This window comes from Nostoc sp. TCL240-02 (assembly GCF_013343235.1).
Lineage (GTDB): Bacteria > Cyanobacteriota > Cyanobacteriia > Cyanobacteriales > Nostocaceae > Nostoc.
Window position 1 is genome coordinate 6503598 of sequence record NZ_CP040094.1, and the last position, 22709, is coordinate 6526306.

A 22709-nucleotide genomic window follows, 5' to 3' on the forward strand; every position below is an offset into this window, starting at 1 on the left:
GTAAACTTTAGTAAACAAATGCTCATTTTCCCGATTAGTTTTTATATACTGAATTTCACTGAGAAACAAATCAGTTAACTTGCCAAAAGCGAGATATGACTGAAATTAAAATTTGCTGTGTATTTTTTGGGAGGAAAAGTCATGGTTTCTGCTCAAAGCTCTAATCTAGGAAAGACCTACTCCTTGTTGATGATTAAAAGCTTTTTAATATGGACTTTTACATTAGCAGTATGTTTGTTGGTTGTCGGTTTTCCATTAGTTGTCTTGATGGCTACGGTTGGATGTCTGTTATCGATCATCTTACAATCTGTGATGCCTGTTAGTGCTGTTTTGCTTGTAGCAGGTGCTTTAATCATGTTTAATGTCATGGCAGTTGTATTTGCTGCGGGTGTGCTAACTATTAAAGGAGTTCATCCCAGTGAAGTTAAATGGTTAAGCTGGTTACATGGAGAGGCAGACCAAATGCAGACTACTGTTTATGCTGCTTGCCCTTTAACTTGTGAGATTAAAATATAGTCATCACAGGTAAATACGACAAACAGTGCGTCTGCCCGGTTAAGCCGGGTTTTTTCATGCTCTCTAAGCATGTGATATACATCATTAATTATTGTTACTAAGTCGAGTCAAGCCAATAAAATACATTTTTACCAACTCAATACATACGTACTATTGATTAGCGATCGCATTGTGCCAGTTGCGTAAGTCCTGTTTATATCTACGACAAGCTCATGCAAAAAGACTGAATTAGGAAAAGAAGAAGGTAATACCTCTTGGATAAAGAGAATTAAGACAGAAATAATTCCTTACAATATACTCAACCCAATAAAAGATTGGAGCCAGGAAACTGCAAGTCGAATACAAAGACTTAAAATAGGTGACAGATGGGCCTGGATTGATGCGCCTAATTGATGGAATCCCAAGGGAGAGGAAATCAATGATATTGCCCAAGATGGAAAAGTGCGTTTTGCTTATGGCGGTAGATATATCCCTAGAGAGGAAGTGATTCTTATTGAATCTGCGGAATAAAGATCAAGCAATTGTCCACCAAATAGTCTAGAAATTGCTCTACTTGCTGATGGGCTGAATTCTTGTCTAAATCCCATTGTTTAAGTACCAGCAACTATAGCATTTCCAATTCTTCTTTTAAAGATAAAGGCTGATACCCCAATGCAAAAGCTTTAGAACTATCCAAAGAAACATCTGCTGGTCTAGGCGCTGCCATTTTCACATCTTGTTGTCGGCAGGATTTAAGACCGATGGTTGGAAGTTGCAATACTTCTACTAATATTTTTCCAAAATCATAACGCGAAATTCGCTCTTTGCCACCTAAGTGAATAATGCCATTAACTTTTTCTAATGCTAATAAAAGTCCTTTGGCGGCAGTTGTTCCACTTACTGGTGTACGAAATTCATCAATAAATAAATTGAGTTCTTTTTCTGCTGTTAAAGTTTGAATAAATGGCTGAATAAAGCTTTTTGCTGTAGGTGTTTCTGCACCAAACATCAACGGCATCCGACACACTGCGGTCATGGGATATCTTTCTAGCATATCTGCTTCAGCTATAGCTTTCTGCTCACCGTAAAGATTAACGGGACACACAGCATCTGTTTCTTGATAGGGAGCATTTAAGCCATCAAAAACTAAGTCAGTTGAAGTAAAAGCACAAGGAATAGAGTTATCCGCGCAAAGTGCGGCAATATTGCAAGATGCTATAACATTAATTGCGTGCGATTCTTTGGGGTTTGTTTGACAAAAATTTGGTTGCGAATGTGCAGCAGTATGAATAACCGCTTCTGGTTTGACATCATTAAATATGCGTTTAAATTCCTGAAAATTTGCTAAGTTTGCTTTTAAAATCTTCATACCAGGAATCTCTAAAGGATGGGATAAATAAGTGCCATAAATCTCCCATTCTTGTTTGGCAAGCTGGCAAAGATGCCATCCTAAAAAACCACTTGCCCCGGTGATTAACAATTTTTTCATGTCTAATCGTAAACCGCTCAAGAAAAATACCTTTCTACAGCAGGCTTATATTTTACACTCAGAGGTGGTGATAAAATTTTATTGGATTAATTCCTGAAACTGCTTTTCACTACGCACTTTGCTAAAGTCTGGGTCAGTTTTTGCTAATTTCTTGTATTTATCAGGAACAAGCTCAATTGCTTTGTCTAGGTTTTCAATTGCTAATTCCAGATTGCTTTGTAAAGCATAAGAGCAAGCTTTATTGTAATATGCTTGGTGCAAATCTTGCTTGATGACGATCGCTTTGTCGTAAGATGCGATCGCGTCTTTGTAGCGGTGTAGCTTTGTCAGAGCTATGCCTCGGTTAATTAAGGCTTGATATTTGTTGGGTTGGATAGCGATCGCTTTGTCGTAAGATGCGATCGCGTCTTTGTAGCGCTGCAACGATGTCAAAGCTATGCCACGATTATACCAGGCTTCATATTTGTCGGGTTTGATGGCGATCGCTCTATCATAAGATGCAAGAGCGTCTTGGTAGCGTTGCAACGATGTTAAAGCTATGCCACGGTTAATCCAAGCTTCAGGACTCTCAACTTTGATGGCGATCGCTTTATCGTATACTTTTATCGCATCTTCATAACGTTGTCCATCTAATAAATTATTACCTTGATGAAAAAAGTCTTCTGCTTTTTGGGTAGCCTTCGCTTCTATGAAAAGCTGGGTTACATTACTTTCTTGAACAACTTGTGTAGTATTTTCTATTGATGAGTTTGCCCCACCACTACAACCAAATGCGAAGAAAGCTATCAAACCAGATGCAACGAAGCAGCGCTGAACAATCATGCTGTACCTACAAAACTTATGAGATAATGTTAAAATTTGTTCTTTTTTTGAGTATTATCAAAATACACTACTTTTTACCCATTAATTCACTTATCTTTTCAGAAAGAGTTTTGTTGACGACGCATAGATGTTTATTAAAATCAAGCGTAGGCTAGATTATCATATTAAATATACATAAAGCAATTACTTAGTACCTATTTCATTAAAAAAACAATTATTTATGTTGCTGTATATATTGTCTAAATGTAGCCCGTTGTAGACATCGCAAGTGTTTGGTAATTTTCTAAGAGTGCAATGGTGTACCACCCGCCATAGGCGATCGTAATAGTTTTTCGCTAGACAATCATGTTAGTTGCTTCATTTTGCAAGCACTTATCTAAGCTAATCATCATTCAAATTACGTCTTTGCGTCTTTTTAGCGATTGAAACTATGCAACTTAAAAGAGTATCAGATTAATATCTGTCATTGGATGGATGCCAATAATTGATTCTCAATGATGACTATCAACGTTATATTTGCAAAAATTATGAGAAGTCTATTAATGTAACTTATCGCTTGTAAAATCTATAGGACTGATATTTAACTTCGTATAAATAAAAAAGCCTTCTTGCCTATTTCCTATTGCCTCTTTCCTCTTTTGTACCAACACAATTAAGTATGTCTACGCCACGCTGTACGAACAAACATCAAAGCGAATTCCTATATAAGAGGATACTTTAAAGAATGCCTTTATATCTTTGTGGTACCAAAATTATATTTGTAGTACAAAGATATGAAGGCAAAAATAGATAATAATAGGCTTTATATTTGCAACGCCTAATTAATTCCAAACACTGACTCGACAGTTGACTTAATCGAATCTCTTGCATCCTTTAAGGTTTGGCTAATAGGATGTTTTGCCTGTAAAAAGGCGCGGGCACAATTGCGTCCCGGCATTCCTGAAATCGAACCACCTGGATGAGTACCAGCACCAGTCAAAAATAGATTATCAATTGGCGTTTTATAGTTGGCTATTTCTGGTAAGGGACGGAAAAATATCATCTGATCTAAAGTCATGTCAACATGGTAATAATTCCCTTTGTATGCACCTAATCTTTCTCCTAGTTCTGCTGGACTTTCTACACGACGGGCGATAGTTGCATTTTTGACATTTGGTGCATAGTCTGCCAACTTATCAACCACTCTATCTGCAACTTTATTTTTCAATTCATCTGTCCATCCAGTACCTTTTAAACCAGTGCCTTCTGCACCAGCAATTTGATAAGGGGCAAAATACTCAATCCATACAGTGTGCTTACCTGGTGGTGCTAATGTTGGATCTAAATAACTAGGCATGACCACATACATTGATGGGTCAGCATCAGGAATTTCTCCCAAAGTACATTTACTATGAGCCTGTTCTACATGAGCCACGGAATCAGCAATTAAGATAGAACCGACGAGATATTCGTCTTTGTGAGCGTGGTGCGGAAAGCGCAGTGGTTCATCTAAAGCTAAGTCTATCTTGAGGATGGTTTCGTTATTGTTAACGATGCGGCGTTCTAACCTTTCCCATAAATCAGGGTCGGCTCCATCAACATCGCTTTTATCAGTCATTTGTAAGAACAATCGCTTGGCATCAATATTAGATATAACCCCGTATTTGGCGCGATATTCTTTACCACCAGCAACCCGCACACCAACAGCTTTACCATCATCAATTAAAACTTTTTCAACATGCTGATCTGTGAGAATAACCCCACCTTTACTTGTGACTAAATTCACCAAAGCTTGCACTAATGCGCCAGTTCCGCCGCGAGGTCTGGCCATGCCAGGGTTATGACGCATCGCCATCATAATTGCACCAATGGCAAGGGTTTTTTGCGATGGTGGCGCACCAAGTTCTGATGCTAATCTGGCTAGTGGCGCTTTTAGAAATTCTTCATCAAACCACTCGTTAAGTAAATCTTCAGCGCTGGTTAACATAGTGCGAATAAAATCCAGCGTTTTGTTTGGAGAACCAATAACCGAAAATAAATCTTTGATTTTTTTGATATCGTAGTTGCCAACAATATCTATAATTGACTTTGGCGGTGCATTAAACATGGGAATCATTGCACCGATCGCTCGCTGCCAAAAATCTACAAATTCTGCGTATTTTTTGGCATCACGTTCGTTATAACGAGCAATTTCTGCACAAGTTTTTTCTAACGACTTATGCCCTAAGAAATACTTGCCATCAGGATGAGGACAGAAAACAACTGGATCGCACTCCAAATAATGCAAGCCATATTTTTCTAGTTCTAATTCTTCAACAACCGGCCCCAAGTGAATAAATTCATGGTCAATAGCGCACAAGTTAAATTTAAATCCAGGAGCCTCTTGCGGCAAACATTCTTCAGTTGTTGCTGCACCACCTGGAACAGAACGCTTTTCCAATAACAGAACGCTATAACCAGCTTTCAACAAGTAAGCCGCACAAACTAACCCATTGTGTCCAGCACCGATCAGCACAACATCATACTCTTGCATAGTTGGAATTTAGAAATAAGTAGCTTTCTAAATAGTAGAAACCTTTTATTACTTTTACATCATCCTTCGGTAACAAAAATTATTTTTAACTAAAGTCAATTCTATTAAAATTCTATTAAGAAGATGGTAAAATTGAGGATGATGGTATTTGCTTCACTTGTGTTTCTACCATCAGTATTAAACTACCAATTCCTACTTTTATATCTTTAATATGAAACACCATATCTTCCCATTTAAAATATGGTATATTCATCAATTCTTTTGCTTTCTGCATTAAAGCTGTAACTACTTCTATGGAAATTCCTCCTCCCTCAGTGCAGTTAAAACTCTCCAGCATCGCCGGTTGTGAATGAGTCCGTGGACATGCGATCGCAGTGTAACCCAAAACGCGAGTATTCCCCTTTTCCTTTAATAGCACTCTTCCCCTAGATTCTATTTTGCCATCACCAGGTAAAAATATTTCAATTTTTTGGGCCTCAAAACTCACAATTTTGCCATCTACATCCAAATCAAAATCTTGCATCTGGCTGTTAACAAAATCTGATGCCAAGGTGCGGTTAATATCTGTTTCTGTAAGTATAATACGAGCTATGGTATTGACTGGTTGATTGAGTTCTATTTGACCAAAAAGAGCGCTGAAAGGGTTGATTGCAATACTATCTGTTTGCAGATGTATTTCTTGTACGCGAATATTTTCTTTAATTACTAATCCTTGTCCTACAACCGAAACTCCATCCGCTTGTCCCTGAATTATTTTCAACAGATCGGTTTGTACATCTATTTCTATTTTTTCTGCTTCATCTAGCTTTTCGGATATTCTTCTTTCAGCTTCCTGGGATAAAAATTGTTCCTCCAACCGATGTTCATCAGGCATGAATTAGTAATCTCCTTAATATCCTCTTACTAGTTAATGTAAAGGCTATATGCTAAGGAGCGGATCTACATTGCGGTATATGCAAATCGGAGGATTGAGTAATTAAGTAGATAGTATTGTTTGTCTTTTAAGTTTTGCTTTTTTGGTAACAACCATTTTTACACCGCCGCTAGGGACAATTGTAATGCCACGACGGACTGGATGTACTGGACGTTTATCAGTAAGGCTTAATTCAAAATACGATAGTCTACCGAGGATTATACCAACGCTTGGTGATTTTTATACTAAATCAGCGTGTTGGCGTACCCCTTCGTAGACATAGCATTTTTTTAGGAATTTTTTGACTAATTTTATTCTTTCTTAATTCCGCTACCAGCAAAAACCTTTGAAAGAGCAGGGATATAAAATATACTAATAATAAATACAGAGAAGGCTAAAGTAATTCTCTGTGACTACTCATTTTTTCATATAAAGGGCTGCATTATGGAATATCTTGCTTATTCTCACATGTTTATTGCTCAAGAAGAGGCATCTGGAAACACCAAATATAATCTCCCTAAATCTCAATTAAATGGGAAAGAACCTCTTAAATCTTCTAACATAGTTATTGCTGAAAAACAGGCATCTGCAAACAGCAAAACTAAGTTCAATTGGAAAAAACTACTTAAATCTTCAGCTTGGTTAGCTTTAGCTGGTGTTGGTGTATTACTTATTGCTGCTACCCAAATTCAAATAAGTTCAGCTGCTTATGTAAAGACTAACGGCAGTTGTTTACGTATCCGTACAGGCCCAAGCACTAACTACTCTTATATTGATTGTGTATCAAATGGTGCAACACTTCCAGCGATTGAGAGGTATGAAAACGGTTTTGCTCGGCTTTCTACGGGTAGATATGTTTATGCCCGATGGGTTGCTGATAGACCTAACAACCCTCCTGTAACTAGTAAACCTGGTGGCGTTGGCGGTTCAGTCATTCTTACCCGTGGTTCTAGAGGTCAGCTTGTAAGAGACGTTCAGACAGCTTTAGGTAATCTTAGAGTTGATGGAATTTACGGTCAAGAAACTGTTAACCAAGTCCGAACCTTTCAGACAAGTAAAGGTCTACTTGTAGATGGTACAGTCGGGCCCGAAACTAGAGCAGCTCTAGGTATTTAAAAGTTAGAGACATTTTCATCAACCAGCCACTCTTGAAAAATCTCATTTCTAGGTTATACCTATTTTCTTAGAAATCTAAACTAAGGAAGTCTTAGATTAAAACTTCTCTTATCGGAGACGCTGCGCGAACCGAACATCTCGCCCGTCTGAAAGCGGGCAAGATGCTCACCCCACAACATTGAAACTGTGTTGAATGCAAATAATAAAAGTCAATTTTATACACCCTGAAAAACAGAAATTTTGTATTTTGTTTAATCTAAGTTGATATTTCGGATGAAACACCCAAGTAATTTTGCACAATCTGCAAAATGCGCTCTGCTGCATGACCATCCCCAAAGGGATTAATTGCATTTGCCATTGCTTCATAGGCATCTGGATTGCTCAGTAACTCAGCAGCAGCTGCAAAAATATTCTCACTCGTAGTGCCTACAAGTTTGGCTGTACCGGCTACAACAGCCTCTGGTCTTTCGGTGGTATCTCTTAAAACTAGTACTGGTTTTCCCAAACTGGGGGCTTCTTCTTGCAAACCACCAGAGTCAGTGAGCAAAAGATGCGATCGCCCAATTGCTCCCACCAGTTCGCCATAATCTAGAGGTTCCGTCAAGAAAATTCGGGGATGATTCCCTAAAAGCTCTTGCAACGGGATTCGCACTGTGGGATTGCGGTGTAATGGAAGCAACAAAGCCGTATCACGGAACTTATCTAAGATTTGTAAAAACCCCTGAGCGATCGCTTGCAGGGGTTCTCCCCAATTCTCCCGTCGATGAACTGTTGCTAACAGAACGCGGTATGAATCCCAGTCTAAGCCTGGTATATTACAAACAGCTTGGGTTGCAGCTACATTCAACAGCGCATCAATTACCGTATTACCCGTCATGTGAATTTCACCCAAAACACCAGAACGGTGCAAATTTTCCACAGCCCAAGGAGTCGGCGCAAAGTGCAACTGAGTAATTTGAGAAATCAACCGCCGATTAGCTTCTTCTGGGTAAGGATTGAAGAGATCATCAGTTCTTAAACCTGCTTCTACATGACCAATAGGGATTTTTTGATAAAAAGCTGCTAAAGCTGCGGCAAAAGCCGTTGTAGTATCTCCCTGCACCACCACTAAATCTGGCTTTTTCTCCTTGAATAACGTTTCTAACCCTTGTAAACTACGGCAGGTAATATCATTTAGAGATTGCTGAACCTGCATAATTTCCAAGTCATAATCTGCCTTGATGTTGAACAGCTGCATAACTTGCTCAACCATTTCCCGATGTTGTCCAGTTAAAATTACTTGCGACTCAAAAGCTAAAGACTTCTGGAAAACCTGAATCACTGGAGCAAGTTTAATCGCTTCGGGACGAGTACCCAAGATAATGCAAACCCGTTTTTGATTAGTCATTAGTCATTAGTCATCTGTCATTTGCCAATGGTTATAGTCAATGGTCTATGACCAATAGTCAATAGTTGACGGTCAATCATTACACAAATCATAAATATAAAAGGAAAAATTATATAAAAAGCATGAAAAAACCCGGCTTAATCGGGTAGACGAACTGTATCAGGACTTACGCAACTGGCACAATGCGATCGCCAATCAATAGTACGTATGTATTAGATTGGTAAAAATGTATTTTATTGGGTAGGACTGACAACAGTGGTGATGGTAGTGCGTTCAATTCAGCATTGGAATAAAACTACCCAAGAAGTTCAATTTTACATCTCTAGTCTCACCAGTGATGCTAACAAGATTGGCAGCGCGATTCGACAGCATTGGGGGATTGAAAACTCTGTTCATTTGCTCCTATTAAATGCTCACAGGCTATTGTTTCAAAATATTTGGGAAACATATATAAAGGTTGGGATGCAAATCCTAACCCGTTCACTATCATTACTTTAACAACATGACCAGGACTGACTTTTTCTCCTTCCTCTTCACCTATTAATTCATTAATTATTTTTACCAACCCAATCGCATCTACTATTCCTGCCACTATGCCTAAATGGTCTATATTCTGAATTTCAATGTCTTTGCCATTCAACATCACAACAGTCTTCTCCAAATCTTCTGTTGTAATTTTCTCCTCTTTAATTTTTGTTATCAATTAATTTTTTAAAATCTTTCTTTTTCCCTTTGTTCTGTTTTCATCACAACACTTTTCTTTCTCTGCATCTCCTTAGCTCTTAATACAACTAATTTTCATTAAGTCTCTTGACTCTTGCATCTACTTTAGTTCTTATGTACTACTTAATCAGTTTTTTGTTGATGTATGACAGTTAGGGTGCGGAAGGTAGGTTTTAATTTTTTATTTATCAATTGTTAAAGAAAGTTTAACCATAACAAATGTAACTTGATTAAGGCTGGAATTACAGCAGGAAGATATTCCTTTAATCAGAGGTAATATGATTTTTTCGACCACCACCTTGAATCGTGTCGTTGCTACTTCATTGGTGACAACTTCTGTTGCACTTAGTCCATTTTTTGGTGCGATCGCACAAGCTGAAACTCTCAATGGTGCAGGAGCAACTTTTCCGGCTCCGCTTTACGAACGGTATGCTCGTGAAGTGAAGAAGAAATATCCAGACTTAAAAATTAACTACCAAGCAATTGGTAGTGGTGGCGGTATTCGTCAAGTCACCGCTGGAACCGTTGACTTTGGTGGTAGTGATGCTGCAATGAAAGATGATGAAATTGCTAAAGTTAAGAACGGTGTAATCTTAGTACCCACAGCAGGTGGTGCCGTTTCTGTTGTTTATAATCTTCCAGGTGTTAACGATCTCAAGTTGTCCCGCAAGATACTACCAGAAATTTTCTCAGGTCAAATTACCAAATGGGATGATGCAAAAATTAAAGCTGATAATCCCGGTGTCAATCTACCAAGTCAAGCAATTAAATTTGTTGTTCGCGCTGATGGTAGCGGTACAACTTTCATTTTCACTAACCACTTAAGTGCTACCAGCGGTTATTTTAAAGGTAGAGTTGGAGCTAACACTGCTCCAAAATGGAATCTGCCAAACGTCCTCAAAGGCAAAGGCAATCCAGGTGTAGCTGCTATAGTAGCTCGTACTCCTGGTTCTATTGGTTATGTAGAATATGCCTACGCCGTCAAAAACAATCTGAAATCAGCACTAGTACAAAATAAGAAAGGAGAATTTGTTGCTCCTTCTTTAGAATCTGCAAATGCAGCTTTGTCAACTGTAACTTTTCCAGACAATTACCGCGTTTTTGTAGGAGAGCCAGCACAAGGTTATCCGATAGTTGGTCTGACTTGGATGATGGTTTACAAACAGTATGCTAATGCTGCTAAAGCTGATGCAATAAAGAAATGGATTAATTGGGTATTGAAGGACGGTCAACAGTATAACGATGACCTCAACTACACCAAAATTCCATCTGATGTAGCAAATCGGGTGCTTCAAACAGTGAATAGCTCTGTCAAACCTTAATTTGCAATTTTTAGGACTTACGTAGAAAATATCCCCCAACCAACTTAAAAAGGGGGATTTTAAGATTCTCCCTTAAAAAGAGGAAATAGGGGGATTATCTTACTAATTTCTTCTCCTACTAGAGTAAGTTAATAACTCATTATAGTAGTAATCAAAAATCTATTTTATTGATTTGTAATGGCAAATTCATCAGATGATTCAAATCTCGGCGATGAAAGTTTCAATTTAACAGGTGTCAGTGGTGCAAATTTCTGGTTTGACCAAGGTTTTACACGGCTAGTATACTTTTTTGCTGTGATTACTGTTGCAGTACTATTTTTGATGAGTTGGGTAATTTTCTCAGAAGCTCTACCAGCCATCAAGCAGTTTGGACTGGGGTTTTTGTGGGGAAAAGATTGGGATACAGGTAATCAGATTTTTGGTGCATTACCCTATATTTATGGAACTCTGGTAAGTAGTGCGATCGCTATTTTATTTGCTGTCCCGGTGGGAATGGCAGTAGCCTTAGTCACGAGTGAAAATTTCTTACCTACATCGCTGCGAACTATCGTAGCATTTGTTGTGGAATTAATTGCAGCAATTCCCAGTGTAATTATTGGTCTATGGGCGATTTTTGTCTTTATTCCAGTTTTAGAACCTCTACAAAAGTGGCTAGCCAATACTTTTAAATGGATACCACTGTTTAATACAGAAGATCCTTCTGGGACTAATATGTTGACTGCTGGAGTTATTCTAGCCATCATGATTTTGCCCACAATGGCAGCAATTAGCCGTGATGTCTTAATGGCTATCCCTAAAGAATTACGTAGTGCATCTATGGCTTTGGGTGGCACTCGTTGGGAAACAATTTTTCGAGTCTTGCTACCATCGGGATTTTCTGGAATTGTGAGTGCAGCCATGCTTGCTTTAGGACGTGCTTTGGGTGAAACAATGGCTGTCACTATGTTGATTGGCAACTCTGCTCAAATCAGCGCTTCTTTACTCGATCCAGCTTATACAATTCCCTCTGTATTAGCTAATGAATTTGCTGAAGCTGAACCGGGATTACATATAGGTGCTTTAAGCTATTTGGGATTGATTTTGTTTGGATTGACTCTAGCTGTAAATATTGGCGCTGTACTATTGGTGAAGTGGGTTGGTAGGAAAAATAAATGATACTTTCTTAATCAATGTAGCAAGACATTTATCCATCAAAATTTGTAAAACTTATGAGTGGTTACATCCAGTCAGAAACGGATGAATCTTTGGTGACAGAATTATGCAGTCCTCTGCCAACAGAGCGAGTAATATTTACATACGCAATGAATGCGATCGCTTTTGGTTTTACAGGTCTAGCACTCATTCCTTTATTATCAATTTTGTGGGAAATTTTCATCCGGGGAATATCTGGACTCAAATCTGAAATGTTTGTCAAAGCAGTGATTGATAATGGCTTTGGCAATGCCATCCTGGGAACCATAATTATGGTGATAATTGGTTCTATTTTAAGCATTCCCACAGGGATTATGACAGGAATTTTCTTAGCAGAATTTGGACAAAGCAACACAATTGCTAGTCTTGTTCGTTTTATCACCAGCATTCTTACAGGCGTGCCTTCAATCGTTGTAGGTGTATTCGCTTATGGCGTGATAGTTTTAGTAACTAAAGGATTTAGTGCGATCGCAGGTGGTTTTGCTTTAGCCGTAATTATGCTACCTGTGATTATACTGACAACAGAAGAATCCTTAAAACTGATTCCCACATCTCAACGCCTCGCCTCTGCTGCTTTAGGTGGAACTCGCTTCCAAACTACTTTTCGCATTGTTGTCACTACTGCAATCCCCGGAATTACTACAGGCATTTTATTAGCTGTAGCCCGTGCTGCTGGTGAAACAGCACCCTTAATTTTTACTGCTTTATTTAGTCTAGATTGGTCAGAAGGATTGTTAAGTCCAACAGCTTCTTTACCAGTATTGATTTTTAACCTCTACAACGATCCCGACCCAGAAAAAAGCCAATTGGTATGGACTACTTCTATAGTTTTACTCGGCTTAATTTTATGTGTCAGCATTATTTCTCGCTTAGTTATTAGACAGAGAAGAATAAAATGAGCAGAATACAGAATTCAGAAGTCAGAGGTAAGAATTAAGTAGTAGATGATTCAGATTTGCTACTAATTTAAGACTATTACTAGTATATAATTTCATCTTAATCCTGACTCATGAATTCTGTTTTTATAATTTTTATTTAGCACCTTAATCAAGCATGAGTAACCTAATTCCAGCTATCAAAGTTAAAAATATCAGCTTTTACTATGGCACAACAAAAGCAATTGAAAAGGTATCAATAGATATTTATCAAAAACAAGTAACCGCAATTATTGGCCCTAGTGGTTGTGGTAAATCTACCTTCATCAAAATTCTTAATCGCATTAGCGAATTAGAAGGGCCTGTGAAAGTTGAAGGACATGTAGAATTTTTTGGTCAGAATATTTACGATCCTCGTGTCAACATCAACCGATTACGCCGCCAAATTGGTATGGTGTTTCAAAAACCGAATCCTTTTCCGATAAGCATTTACGAAAATGTTGCCTACGGTATGAGAATAGCAGGTAGAAATTCAAAATTAGAATTAGATGAAATTGTTGAATCTGCCCTTAAGAGCGCTGCTCTTTGGGATGAAGTAAAAGATAAGCTCGATAAATCAGCTTTAGGGCTTTCTGGTGGTCAGCAACAAAGATTATGTATTGCCCGCGCTTTAGCAGTCAAGCCGAAAGTTCTGCTGATGGATGAGCCTTGCTCCGCTCTTGACCCCATTGCCACCATGAAAGTTGAGGAACTCCTTCATAGCTTACAGTCTGAGTTGACAATTGCGATCGTTACCCATAATATGCAGCAAGCCGCCCGCGTTTCTGATTTTACGGCTTTCTTTAGCACCGACGAAACTCGCATTGGTCAAATGGTTGAATTTGGCGCTACAGAGCAAATCTTTAACAATCCACTAGACCCTCGTACCCTCGACTACATTTCAGGGCGTTTCGGTTAAGGTATGTTCTAGCGTGACTTATTAATTTTTGTCGAACTATCTCGCGCTAGAAGATACTCATAAAATGTAGTTTAAAAAAGTTACTAATTTATCTTGATAAACAAACTAACTCCTCACTATCCATCAAGGGTATGTGATATTGAGATAGAACTCATATTTGATTGCGTGAAAAAACTCTGTACAACTCAAAAATCTTTCTTTCCTATTGCCTCTTGCCTGCCGACACAAGTAAGTATGGCTACGCCACGCTGCGCGAACAAAAATCAAAGCGGATTTCTATAGAACCCATTTGACATCTTTTACTGTATTGAAGTAGAGTGACGGCAAAAGACATATCCAGCAGCCATGCCGTACTCTAGCAGCCTAACAGACGAAGAATGGGAAATTCTCGAACCCCTACTGCCGACTATATTGCCTGCTAAGAAACAGACTAGACCCGCCAACTGGACAAAAAGAGAACTCTTAGATGGCATCTTCTATCAACTAAAGAATGGCTGCAATTGGGAAGACTTACCCAAGGACTTGCCCCCCTACTCGACTGTATATTGGCATTACAAGCAGTGGCGGGCCAAAGGAGTGATAGAAGAATTGATGAGAGTTTTACATGGACGAGTGCGTGAACAGGTAAAAAAAAAGCTAAGTGGACGACGCTGATAATTATCGACTCTCAAGCGGTGAAAAACACCTGTAATGCGAGTATTACATCGAAAGGGTATTGTTTCTACTTTCTCGACAAATGGCATTAAAAGACATCTAGCCGTTGATACCCTGGGGTTTCCCTTCTTTACTCATTGCACTAAAGCAAATGTATCTGATGATAGGGGTTTGATTGAGATGTTGACTAAAAACATTGATTATTTCCAGTCAAAACCCGTCAATATTCCCAAAATCACCATTCTGCTAGACCACGGTTATCACCCTGAGTATTTGAGGGAGGAGCTAGAAAAAGTTTATCCCCAAATGATGACGAAAATCAGGTTTGAACTTTCGGCAAAACCATCAAAACAACAAAACAAAGAATTAGGGAAATCTGGGTTTGTTCCGGTTGCCGCGAGGTGGGTAATTGAACGGTCAAATGCTTGGATTGAGAGATGCAAAATTCTCGTTAAGAACTTTGAGAGAACTCTAGATAATGCAACTGCCAAGGTTAATCTTTGTTTCATTCGGCTAATGCTTCAGAGGCTTGCAGCCTCTTCTTAGATGTCAAATGGGTTCTATATAGCTATTTTAAATCGAACAAGACCAAATCCTTTCTCATAACAAAGGATGATACGTCAATTAAAGGGGAAAAGATAAGTATAAAAAGTCTATAAAAGATAATTTTTGGAACACAGTCTTAATACGAATATCTGATAACAGTTTATCTGCTGGATGACTACAGCATAATTACGTAATTTCCATGTATATCTCCTTTTAGGAGTAACATAGTGAAACAGCTGTGCTGATTTGTACTGTTTTACTTAGTTAAGTTTTGTTTTACACGTTTTGGCAATATGAGTAAACTAATTCCAGCCATCAGAGTCAAAAACTTCAGCTTCTCTTACGAGACTCAAAAGATAGTTGAAGGCGTGTCAATGAATATTTACCAAAACCAAATCACGGCAATTATTGGTTCTAGTGGTTGTGGCAAGTCTACTTTTATTAAATCGTTAAATCGCATGAGTGAATTAGAAGGAGAAGTCAAGGTTGAAGGAAAAGTAGAATTTTTTGGACAGAGTATTTATGAGCGTCGGGTCAATATAAATCGATTACGTCGCCAAGTTAGTATGGTTTTTCCCAAGCCAAATCTTTTTCCTATGAGTGTTTACGATAATGTTGCTTATGGAGTGAAATTGATTGGATGGCATCCGAAAGTAGAATTAGATGGGATTGTAGAATCTGCCATCAAAGCTGCCGAACTTTGGGATGAAGTGAAGAATAAGTTGCACAAGTCTGCTTTAGAACTTTCTGGTGGTCAACAACAAAGATTATGTATTGCTCGGGCTTTAGCAGTAAAACCAAATGTTTTGTTGATGGATGAGCCTTGTTCAGGTCTTGATCCTGCTGGTAGCATGAAAATTGAGCATTTGATCCATAACTTGCGCTCTGAGTTAACAATTGTGATTGTTACTCACAATATGCATCAAGTTACTCGCCTATCTGATTTTACGGCTTTCTTTCATAGTAATGAAAATCGTATTACTCAAATGGTTGAATTTGGTACTACACATAAAATTTTTACTAACCCCGTAGATTCTCGCACCCGTGACTATGTTTTCGCCCGCGTTAATTAAAGCGTTTCTTAAAATCTAACTATTCATAGGGCTATGACATAGTGTAGGCGGAAATTAAAGTTGAATTTAATTTCTGCTTACTTTGAGTTCTTCTTGTGTTGGGCAATGCAGACTGATATTGACAGTATTTTTTTATACTATATACTTAAAGAAAACTATCTGCCTAGACCACCTGAATCATAAGATGAAATGTCCTCTGTGCGAATCTACTTCATATTATAAAAATGGTCGTAGCAATGACCAGCAGAATTACCTCTGCAAAAATTGTGGTAAACAATTCTTTGAGCCTGCATTACCTTGTTCCCTGGAAATGGACTTGCTTGCTAACAGCAATGGACATACTAAAGTATCTATGGCTGATGCGTCGGAACTTTCTTTAGTAAAAAACCTGCTAGAAGAAAAAATAATAGAGCAAGGTCTTGGCTCTTTTAATTTTATATTAGCTGAAGAACTGCTGCAAACTATATTATCGCCTGATTGCTTAGAATCTGCTGTGCTCAGCCAATTGCTTTTAAGAATTCAGCAAGAAAATGAAATTAGACATAAGTTAGAAAAAGGAATCTCTCTTCTCCTTTTGGATGCAGAAAACTTAAAATTAGATATTAATTCAGAATTATTTTTAGCAAGTATTTGTAAATCTCCTCTTCAAGTTAAAATTGCATTTGCTAACTGGAAAAATCTCAATATTGGGAAGCAAGATATTGAACTATATAACCGTGGCTACCAACTTGTCCATGTGCCTGAAGGTAAAAATAGTGCTGATGCAAAAATGATTGCATTCGGTGCTTCTATCTTACGCTCTTACCCAACAGTTAAAGAAATATTAGTCTGTTCTAGCGATGGAATTTTAAACCATCTTTGTAACGAACTCCAAAATCAAGGATTAATTGTCTATTGGGTACGTAGACAAGGGCAAAATTTGCATATAGACAACCGGAATACTGGCAAAATAACTTATTATTCTTTGTCAATGGCAACAGAAGTTCCATCTTTTGAAAAAGTGATTGAGCCAATTCAAGATTTAATTAAAACTGAAGAGGAATCAATTAATGCTAAACTAAACAGCTTAATGGATGTTGCAACTTCATTTCAAGAAAGATGCGAGATAAATATTAAACATAATTTAAATCACACAGAAAAAGATAACTCATTTGTTGAATCTATTAAAGACCAAGAAAAACAAGAAGATTTTACGGAAATTTCTAATCGAAAAATATTAGATAAATTACTATTTAAAATTATTCAAGATATACATATAAATTCTCCCCAAACTAAATTGTCTGTGTCTAAGCTAGGTACAGAGCTACGGAAAATCACAGGAGAATCACCCAATTCAATTATCAAAAAATTAAAGTTAGGTTCTAATTTTACTAAATATCTAGAATCATCTCCCACATTTACATTAAAAGCGAGTCGGAAGGAATACGAGGTAACAGCACTATTTTGTGAATAGATATTTTCTGGATGTTTACGTACAACCTGAGCCTGTAATTCAGTATTCTGTAAACAGATGTAAAGAAATATAAATATTGCAATGCAGGATAAAGTTGTCGTTATTGTCGGTGCTACTGGTGGTATTGGTTCAGCTTTAACCCATAAACTTGCGCCTACCGGAGTCCGGTTGGTATTGGCTGCAAGGGATGCAGTTCGTTTAACAACACTAGCTACTGATTTACCAGGGGAAGTTTTGACTGTTCCCACTGATATTACTGACCCCCAACAAGTAGATATTTTGATAGAAAAGACCATCGCTAAGTTTGGTCAAATCGATATTTTAGTGAATGCAGCCGGTGTAGGTATACTCAAGCCTTACAACAGCCTGGAACCTGCTGATTTAGACAAGATGCTAGATGTCAACTTAAAAGGCAGCTTTTATACCACTCAGGCGGCTGCTGAAGAGATGCAAAAGCGCAAGTCTGGTCACATCTGTAATGTCGTAGGAATTCTAGGTAAGCATTCGATGGGGATGGCAGCAGCTTATTCTGCTTCTAAATTTGGTGTTGTCGGTTTTAGCAAGTGCATGGCAGAGGAACTCAAGCGTTTTGGTATCAAGTTCACGCTATTCTACTTTGGTGGGGTAGATTCTCCTTTCTGGGATAATGTCAACCTAAAAGTAGATCGAAAAAAAATGCTCAGTCCTGAAACTGCTGCCAATGCTATTTTCTTTGCCCTTTCTGCTGAACCGCAAGCTGTGCCAATGGAAATTAATATTCAACCTGATAGTCATTTGTTCTTTTAGAGTGGGAGTTCGCCTAAATAATTCCTGCTTAGGAAGGACATGAAAATCTAGCAAAAGAGGCAAAATTTACAGATATATAAGCTGTTATGCTGGATTTTCAATATCTATGAAAATTGATCACGTTCATTTCTATGTAGAAGATGCCAAAATGTGGCGAGATTGGTTTGTACACCATCTTGGTTTTCAACCAGTAGCCGATCGCACCAATTCATTTCACACTTGTACAGAAGTGGTGAAAAATGGTGATGTCTGCTTTTTTCTATCTTCACCACTGTTGCCTACAAGTCCAGTAACTGAGTTTCTGCGTCAATATCCACCGGGTGTGGCAGATGTGGCTTTTGCTGTGGAAGATGTGGAAGCTGCGATCGCACAAGCTCAAAAATATGGTGCTAGAATCCTACAACCCATCCAGGAACGCCAGATAGGTACGGCATTTCTCAAGTGTGGCAAAATTGCCGCCTGGGGTGGACTGACTCATACATTGATAGAAAAGTCATTTGTCAGCAGTCATTCCTCATTAGTTTTTGACAAAGGACAAATGACAAATGAGAACACTTTTATTGCCATAGATCACATCGTGTTAAATGTGGCAGTTGGTGAATTAGAAAATGCTGTGGCTTGGTATGAAAATATCTTAGATTTTGAACCCCAGCAGGCTTTTAAAATTAAAACCAACCGTTCTGCTTTACACAGCCAGGTGATGGTTTCGCATAACGGTAGCGTCCAATTGCCAATTAATGAACCAGCTTCCAGAAATTCTCAAATTCAGGAATTTTTAGATGTCAATCGGGGGCCAGGTATTCAACATATTGCCTTACGGACAACTAATCTTGTAAGTGCGATCGCTAAATTTCGCGCCAGTGGTTTATCCTTACTCTCAGTTCCTCAAACCTATTACACTCAACTAAAACAGCGTCCAGGATTGCCTTTATCACTTTTAGAAATTGAGGCGATCGCTCAACAAGAAATTCTCGTAGACTGGCAAGAATATACTTCCGCAGGGGCACAAAAAATCGCGCCCTTATTACTGCAAATTTTCACCCAGCCAATATTTGAACAGCCGACATTTTTCTTTGAATTTATTGAGCGCCGTTCCCAAGCTAAAGGTTTTGGCGAAGGTAACTTTCGCGCCTTATTTGAAGCTATTGAAAGCGAACAAATTAAACGTGGCACTTTGCAATGATGCCTGAGTACAAAATATCAATTGAAATTCAGGCAGACTCCAAAGAAGTTGACTTTGTAGACCTCGAAAAATAGCCATATATCTGAGATAATTTTAATAAAAATTAACATTTTCCGCCGATGCTAAGACTGATTACTGACTTCGACGGCCCAATTATTGATGTTTCCGAACGGTACTACCGTGTTTATCAATTTTGCTTAGAGAAAACCCGTCGCCCAAACCAAGAAGTGCAAGAAATGCCGAAAGCGGAATTTTGGCAGTTAAAGCGATCGCGCATTCCCGAAAAACAAATCGCCTTAAATTCAGGGTTAGACGAAGACCAAGCCCAAGAATTTGCCCAGTTGCGGCGGCAAACTGTGCATACAGAAGCTTATTTCAACTACGACACTCTCGCGCCTGGTGCTGTGGATGCACTATTAAAAATTCAACAAACTGGAATTGATTTAGCAGTTATGACCATGCGCCGAGTTCGAGAACTAGATTATGCCTTTAAAAAATACGATTTAGGGAGATTTTTCCGGGAAAATCGTTGTTATTGCCTGAGTAACGACTACGTTAAAACTCGTGATATTGAAGATAAGCCCTTGTTAATGGCTAGGGCATTAAAAGAACTACCTCCGGTTACTGATACCTGGATGGTAGGAGATACAGAAGCCGACATCACCGCAGCTAAAAAATATGATGTTAAAGTGATGGCTGTGGAATGTGGTATCCGCGATCGCACGCAATTGGAACTTTATCACCCCGATTTAATCGTTAAAGATTTCAGCACTGCTGTAGATTTAGTCTTAAAACCCAAACACCTTGTTTAGAAAGGCTCTGTAGCTCTAACAGATTCAATTAATCGTACAAATCAAAGCAGGAGTCAGAATACATATTCTGACTCCTAACTCTAGATATTTGAGAAGAACACACATAAACCATGTATTCTTTATGGAAATTTGCTTACACCTAGTGGTTTACCGTAGAAAACTACTAACCAACCACAACAATATAAACGTTACTACAGTAGAGAACTGATTCGTTCCCAGATTGGTGAATGATGATATTTGTGGTAAGAGCCAGCTAGCAACTAGTCCCCCAGCGATTAAGCCAATGATTAAACTTATCAGGGTAAACAAAACTGCTCGGCCAAATTTGCCTTCTTTACGATTGAGAAAGTAAATACTGGTGCCTACCCCAACCACCAATGCTAACTGCAAAATCTGCTCGCCTCCCTCTGGGTAAAACAAGCTGATAGAACTCAAACCAAGAAACCAAGCTCCTGGTAAAAGTATATCCGCAGGTGTTGGTTGATCCAGCATCCGTTGCAGCCATGCAGGTGACTGCTCACGAGGCGTTGGACTTTCTTTAGGAGGTGATTGCACTCGCAACTCTGGAAACCGGATGCGCTCAGGAACTTTAATTTTACCTTCCTGGCGCATCCGTAAGCGATCCATTAAAATCGCATCGTAAGCCGCTTCAATTACTTCTAAATGCTTGGCATCGCCACTGTGTTGCTCGAATAGGCGATTACGAGCATCCTGAATTTCATCGAAGCTAGCCTCTTCTGATACCCCAAGTTTTTCGTAGGGATTTTGATCGCTCATGGGAGTTTGTTACTTCAGCCTCAGTCAGCGGCAGTCTTTTGTCGAATAAAAAACAGTTTTAGGTTTTGTTTTAATCGAAACTAAAGTCTCCACTTAATTTTATGCCCTACCAGGATAGTAGCACGGGTTAGTTTAATTGACTTTGTAATTTCAACTATAGTCACTTTAACATATCGCTATAACTCCGTGTATACCCTCATGTCGTTGCTTAATTCTGGCTTTAATCTAGAATTTGAACGGAGAGTACCTAAAATCCAGAGTTTTTATGAAAAAATCAATTTTCCTGCTTTCAATTTGGCAAAATTACTGTGCCCTAATAGAATTTTTTAATTATACTGAATAATCGCTTGTGGTATATATCCGCATATCGATTTAAAATTGAAACGTTTTAAGTTGCCATCTAACTAGAACTATTACGGCTAAAGTCAGAGCGCCTATCTACTGTGGCTAAAAGAAGTTTCGCGTTTTCATCGCCCACATTTCTGATTACAGTATTTATTTGTGAATGATCGGGATTCCCATACCGTAGCCATGTAGATTCTTAGTTAGTCCCAAAGTGGTAACTGCGTTTTTACGCAACCCTCTTGTTAATCTTACGAATTTTTGTGCAAAGTAATGGTCATGGCTCCTGCCAAGATTCTTGTAGTTGACGACGATCCTGCGGTTCGGAATTTAATCCAACGCTTTTTGATTAAACAGAACTATCAGGTGGAGGCTGCCGAAGATGGAAAGACAGCCTTAGCTCTATTTGAGCAATTTAACCCTGATTTGGTGATTCTAGACGTGAATCTACCAGATGTAACGGGGTTTAACCTTTGCCAAGAGATGCAAAGTCGTAATGGTGTTTTTGTTCTGATGTTGACTAGCCGTGCTGACGAAGCTGACAAAATTCGCGGCTTTGCCAAAGGTGCTGACGACTATCTCACCAAGCCTTTTGGGTTGGGAGAGCTAGAAGTCAGAGTCGGAGCTATTTTGAGACGTCAGCGAGTGATAACTACTGCCGAGCAGAAACGCTTGGTATTTGAAAAACTGATGATTGATCCGGTGCGACGGGAGGTAGCACTTAATAACCAAGCAGTACCCTTAACTGCGCTGGAATTTGACTTGTTGCATTTTTTAGCAAGTCATCCCGGTCGAGTTTGGCGACGGGCAGAACTAATCCAAGAGGTGTGGGACTATGAATATGTCGGCGACCAACGGGTTGTAGATGTACATATTGGTCAAATTCGCAAGAAGATTGAAATTGATGCTAGTCAGCCAGCATTAATTCAAACTGTACGTGGCGTAGGCTATAAGTTTGAATCTCCTGCTCACCCCCAACATTTGGAAGCCAAGTCCTGAGTCTATAGTCTAGAGTTTTTTAACTCTTGACTGTTGACTCTTGGGGTAGTGATTAGTGAATTTCTTTAGCTTTAGTAAAAGACAAATTTAGACAATTAAACATAGATAGAATTGCTCAAATACTGACCAGACAGTTATTTGAAATATTGATTTATCAGTTTAAGACAGTGGACAGTCAAAGAAAGTCTACTGAAAAATATTTCTTTGGATCTGACTGTTTTGGCAGATATGTGCTTAGGTGAAGTTTGTAGGGGCGCATAGCTTGTCAATTTAACCTGCAA

The 22709-nt window shown here is 38.7% G+C and carries 21 protein-coding genes; 14 read left to right on the forward strand and 7 right to left on the reverse strand.

Going from position 1 to position 22709, the window contains the following annotated elements:
- Nucleotides 1-141: 141 nt before the first annotated feature.
- Nucleotides 142-516: a hypothetical protein gene (locus tag FBB35_RS27755; RefSeq protein WP_174712326.1), complete on the forward strand. Its 375-nt coding sequence runs from the start codon at nt 142-144 to the stop codon at nt 514-516.
- A 604-nt stretch (nt 517-1120) separates the two neighbouring features.
- On the opposite strand, the gene FBB35_RS27760 is transcribed toward FBB35_RS27755, so the two are convergent.
- From FBB35_RS27760 to FBB35_RS27775, 4 genes are all read right to left on the reverse strand, one after another.
- Nucleotides 1121-1984: an NAD(P)-dependent oxidoreductase gene (locus FBB35_RS27760; RefSeq protein WP_174712327.1), complete on the reverse strand. Its 864-nt coding sequence runs from the start codon at nt 1982-1984 to the stop codon at nt 1121-1123.
- A 78-nt stretch (nt 1985-2062) separates the two neighbouring features.
- Nucleotides 2063-2806 carry a tetratricopeptide repeat protein gene (locus FBB35_RS27765; RefSeq protein WP_174712328.1) on the reverse strand — a complete coding sequence of 248 codons (744 nt, stop codon included), beginning with the start codon at nt 2804-2806 and terminating at the stop codon, nt 2063-2065.
- A gap of 817 nt (nt 2807-3623) precedes the next feature.
- Nucleotides 3624-5318, reverse strand: a complete 1695-nt coding sequence (crtO, locus tag FBB35_RS27770) for a beta-carotene ketolase CrtO (RefSeq protein WP_174712329.1) — start codon at nt 5316-5318, stop codon at nt 3624-3626.
- A gap of 115 nt (nt 5319-5433) precedes the next feature.
- Nucleotides 5434-6192, reverse strand: a complete 759-nt coding sequence (locus tag FBB35_RS27775; protein WP_174712330.1) for a DUF2993 domain-containing protein — start codon at nt 6190-6192, stop codon at nt 5434-5436.
- A 483-nt stretch (nt 6193-6675) separates the two neighbouring features.
- On the opposite strand from FBB35_RS27775, the gene FBB35_RS27780 reads away from it, so the two are divergent.
- Nucleotides 6676-7347: a peptidoglycan-binding domain-containing protein gene (locus FBB35_RS27780; protein ID WP_174712331.1), complete on the forward strand. Its 672-nt coding sequence runs from the start codon at nt 6676-6678 to the stop codon at nt 7345-7347.
- A gap of 256 nt (nt 7348-7603) precedes the next feature.
- On the opposite strand, the gene wecB is transcribed toward FBB35_RS27780, so the two are convergent.
- Complete coding sequence (gene wecB / locus FBB35_RS27785; protein WP_174712332.1) at nt 7604-8734, reverse strand: non-hydrolyzing UDP-N-acetylglucosamine 2-epimerase; 1131 nt, start codon at nt 8732-8734, stop codon at nt 7604-7606.
- A 340-nt stretch (nt 8735-9074) separates the two neighbouring features.
- Nucleotides 9075-9437, reverse strand: a complete 363-nt coding sequence (locus FBB35_RS27790) for a DUF4277 domain-containing protein (RefSeq protein WP_254625707.1) — start codon at nt 9435-9437, stop codon at nt 9075-9077.
- 298 nt (nt 9438-9735) lie between these two features.
- Here FBB35_RS27790 and pstS point away from each other — a divergent pair, with 298 nt between their 5' ends.
- From pstS to FBB35_RS27845, 11 genes are all read left to right on the forward strand, one after another.
- A complete protein-coding gene (gene pstS, locus FBB35_RS27795; protein ID WP_174712333.1) occupies nt 9736-10779 on the forward strand; it encodes a phosphate ABC transporter substrate-binding protein PstS in 1044 nt (347 codons plus the stop codon).
- Between the two features lie 177 nt (nt 10780-10956).
- On the forward strand, nt 10957-11934 hold the full coding sequence (gene pstC / locus FBB35_RS27800; protein WP_174712334.1) for a phosphate ABC transporter permease subunit PstC: 978 nt from the start codon (nt 10957-10959) through the stop codon (nt 11932-11934).
- A 53-nt stretch (nt 11935-11987) separates the two neighbouring features.
- The gene (gene pstA, locus FBB35_RS27805; RefSeq protein ID WP_174712335.1) at nt 11988-12869 is read left to right on the forward strand and encodes a phosphate ABC transporter permease PstA; all 882 of its coding nucleotides are present in this window, start codon (nt 11988-11990) and stop codon (nt 12867-12869) included.
- 154 nt (nt 12870-13023) lie between these two features.
- The gene (pstB, locus tag FBB35_RS27810; RefSeq protein WP_174712336.1) at nt 13024-13803 is read left to right on the forward strand and encodes a phosphate ABC transporter ATP-binding protein PstB; all 780 of its coding nucleotides are present in this window, start codon (nt 13024-13026) and stop codon (nt 13801-13803) included.
- A gap of 345 nt (nt 13804-14148) precedes the next feature.
- Complete coding sequence (locus FBB35_RS27815; RefSeq protein WP_174710258.1) at nt 14149-14457, forward strand: transposase; 309 nt, start codon at nt 14149-14151, stop codon at nt 14455-14457.
- A 36-nt stretch (nt 14458-14493) separates the two neighbouring features.
- Entirely contained in the window at nt 14494-15003 is a 510-nt protein-coding gene (locus tag FBB35_RS27820; RefSeq protein ID WP_254625599.1) for a transposase, read from the forward strand.
- A 293-nt stretch (nt 15004-15296) separates the two neighbouring features.
- Entirely contained in the window at nt 15297-16076 is a 780-nt protein-coding gene (locus tag FBB35_RS27825; RefSeq protein ID WP_174712337.1) for a phosphate ABC transporter ATP-binding protein, read from the forward strand.
- Between the two features lie 184 nt (nt 16077-16260).
- Nucleotides 16261-17529, forward strand: coding sequence for an NYN domain-containing protein (locus tag FBB35_RS27830; protein ID WP_174712338.1), 1269 nt, complete (start codon nt 16261-16263; stop codon nt 17527-17529).
- A gap of 81 nt (nt 17530-17610) precedes the next feature.
- A complete protein-coding gene (locus tag FBB35_RS27835) occupies nt 17611-18315 on the forward strand; it encodes an SDR family oxidoreductase (protein ID WP_163927550.1) in 705 nt (234 codons plus the stop codon).
- 106 nt (nt 18316-18421) lie between these two features.
- Entirely contained in the window at nt 18422-19498 is a 1077-nt protein-coding gene (gene hppD, locus FBB35_RS27840) for a 4-hydroxyphenylpyruvate dioxygenase (protein WP_174712339.1), read from the forward strand.
- A gap of 119 nt (nt 19499-19617) precedes the next feature.
- Nucleotides 19618-20310 (forward strand): HAD family hydrolase, encoded by a 693-nt coding sequence (locus tag FBB35_RS27845; protein WP_174712340.1) that lies wholly within the window; start codon nt 19618-19620, stop codon nt 20308-20310.
- A gap of 147 nt (nt 20311-20457) precedes the next feature.
- On the opposite strand, the gene FBB35_RS27850 is transcribed toward FBB35_RS27845, so the two are convergent.
- Nucleotides 20458-21087: a CPP1-like family protein gene (locus tag FBB35_RS27850; RefSeq protein WP_114081822.1), complete on the reverse strand. Its 630-nt coding sequence runs from the start codon at nt 21085-21087 to the stop codon at nt 20458-20460.
- A gap of 621 nt (nt 21088-21708) precedes the next feature.
- Between FBB35_RS27850 and FBB35_RS27855 the strand changes: the two genes are divergently transcribed.
- A complete protein-coding gene (locus FBB35_RS27855) occupies nt 21709-22428 on the forward strand; it encodes a response regulator transcription factor (protein ID WP_041565535.1) in 720 nt (239 codons plus the stop codon).
- Nucleotides 22429-22709: the final 281 nt, after the last annotated feature.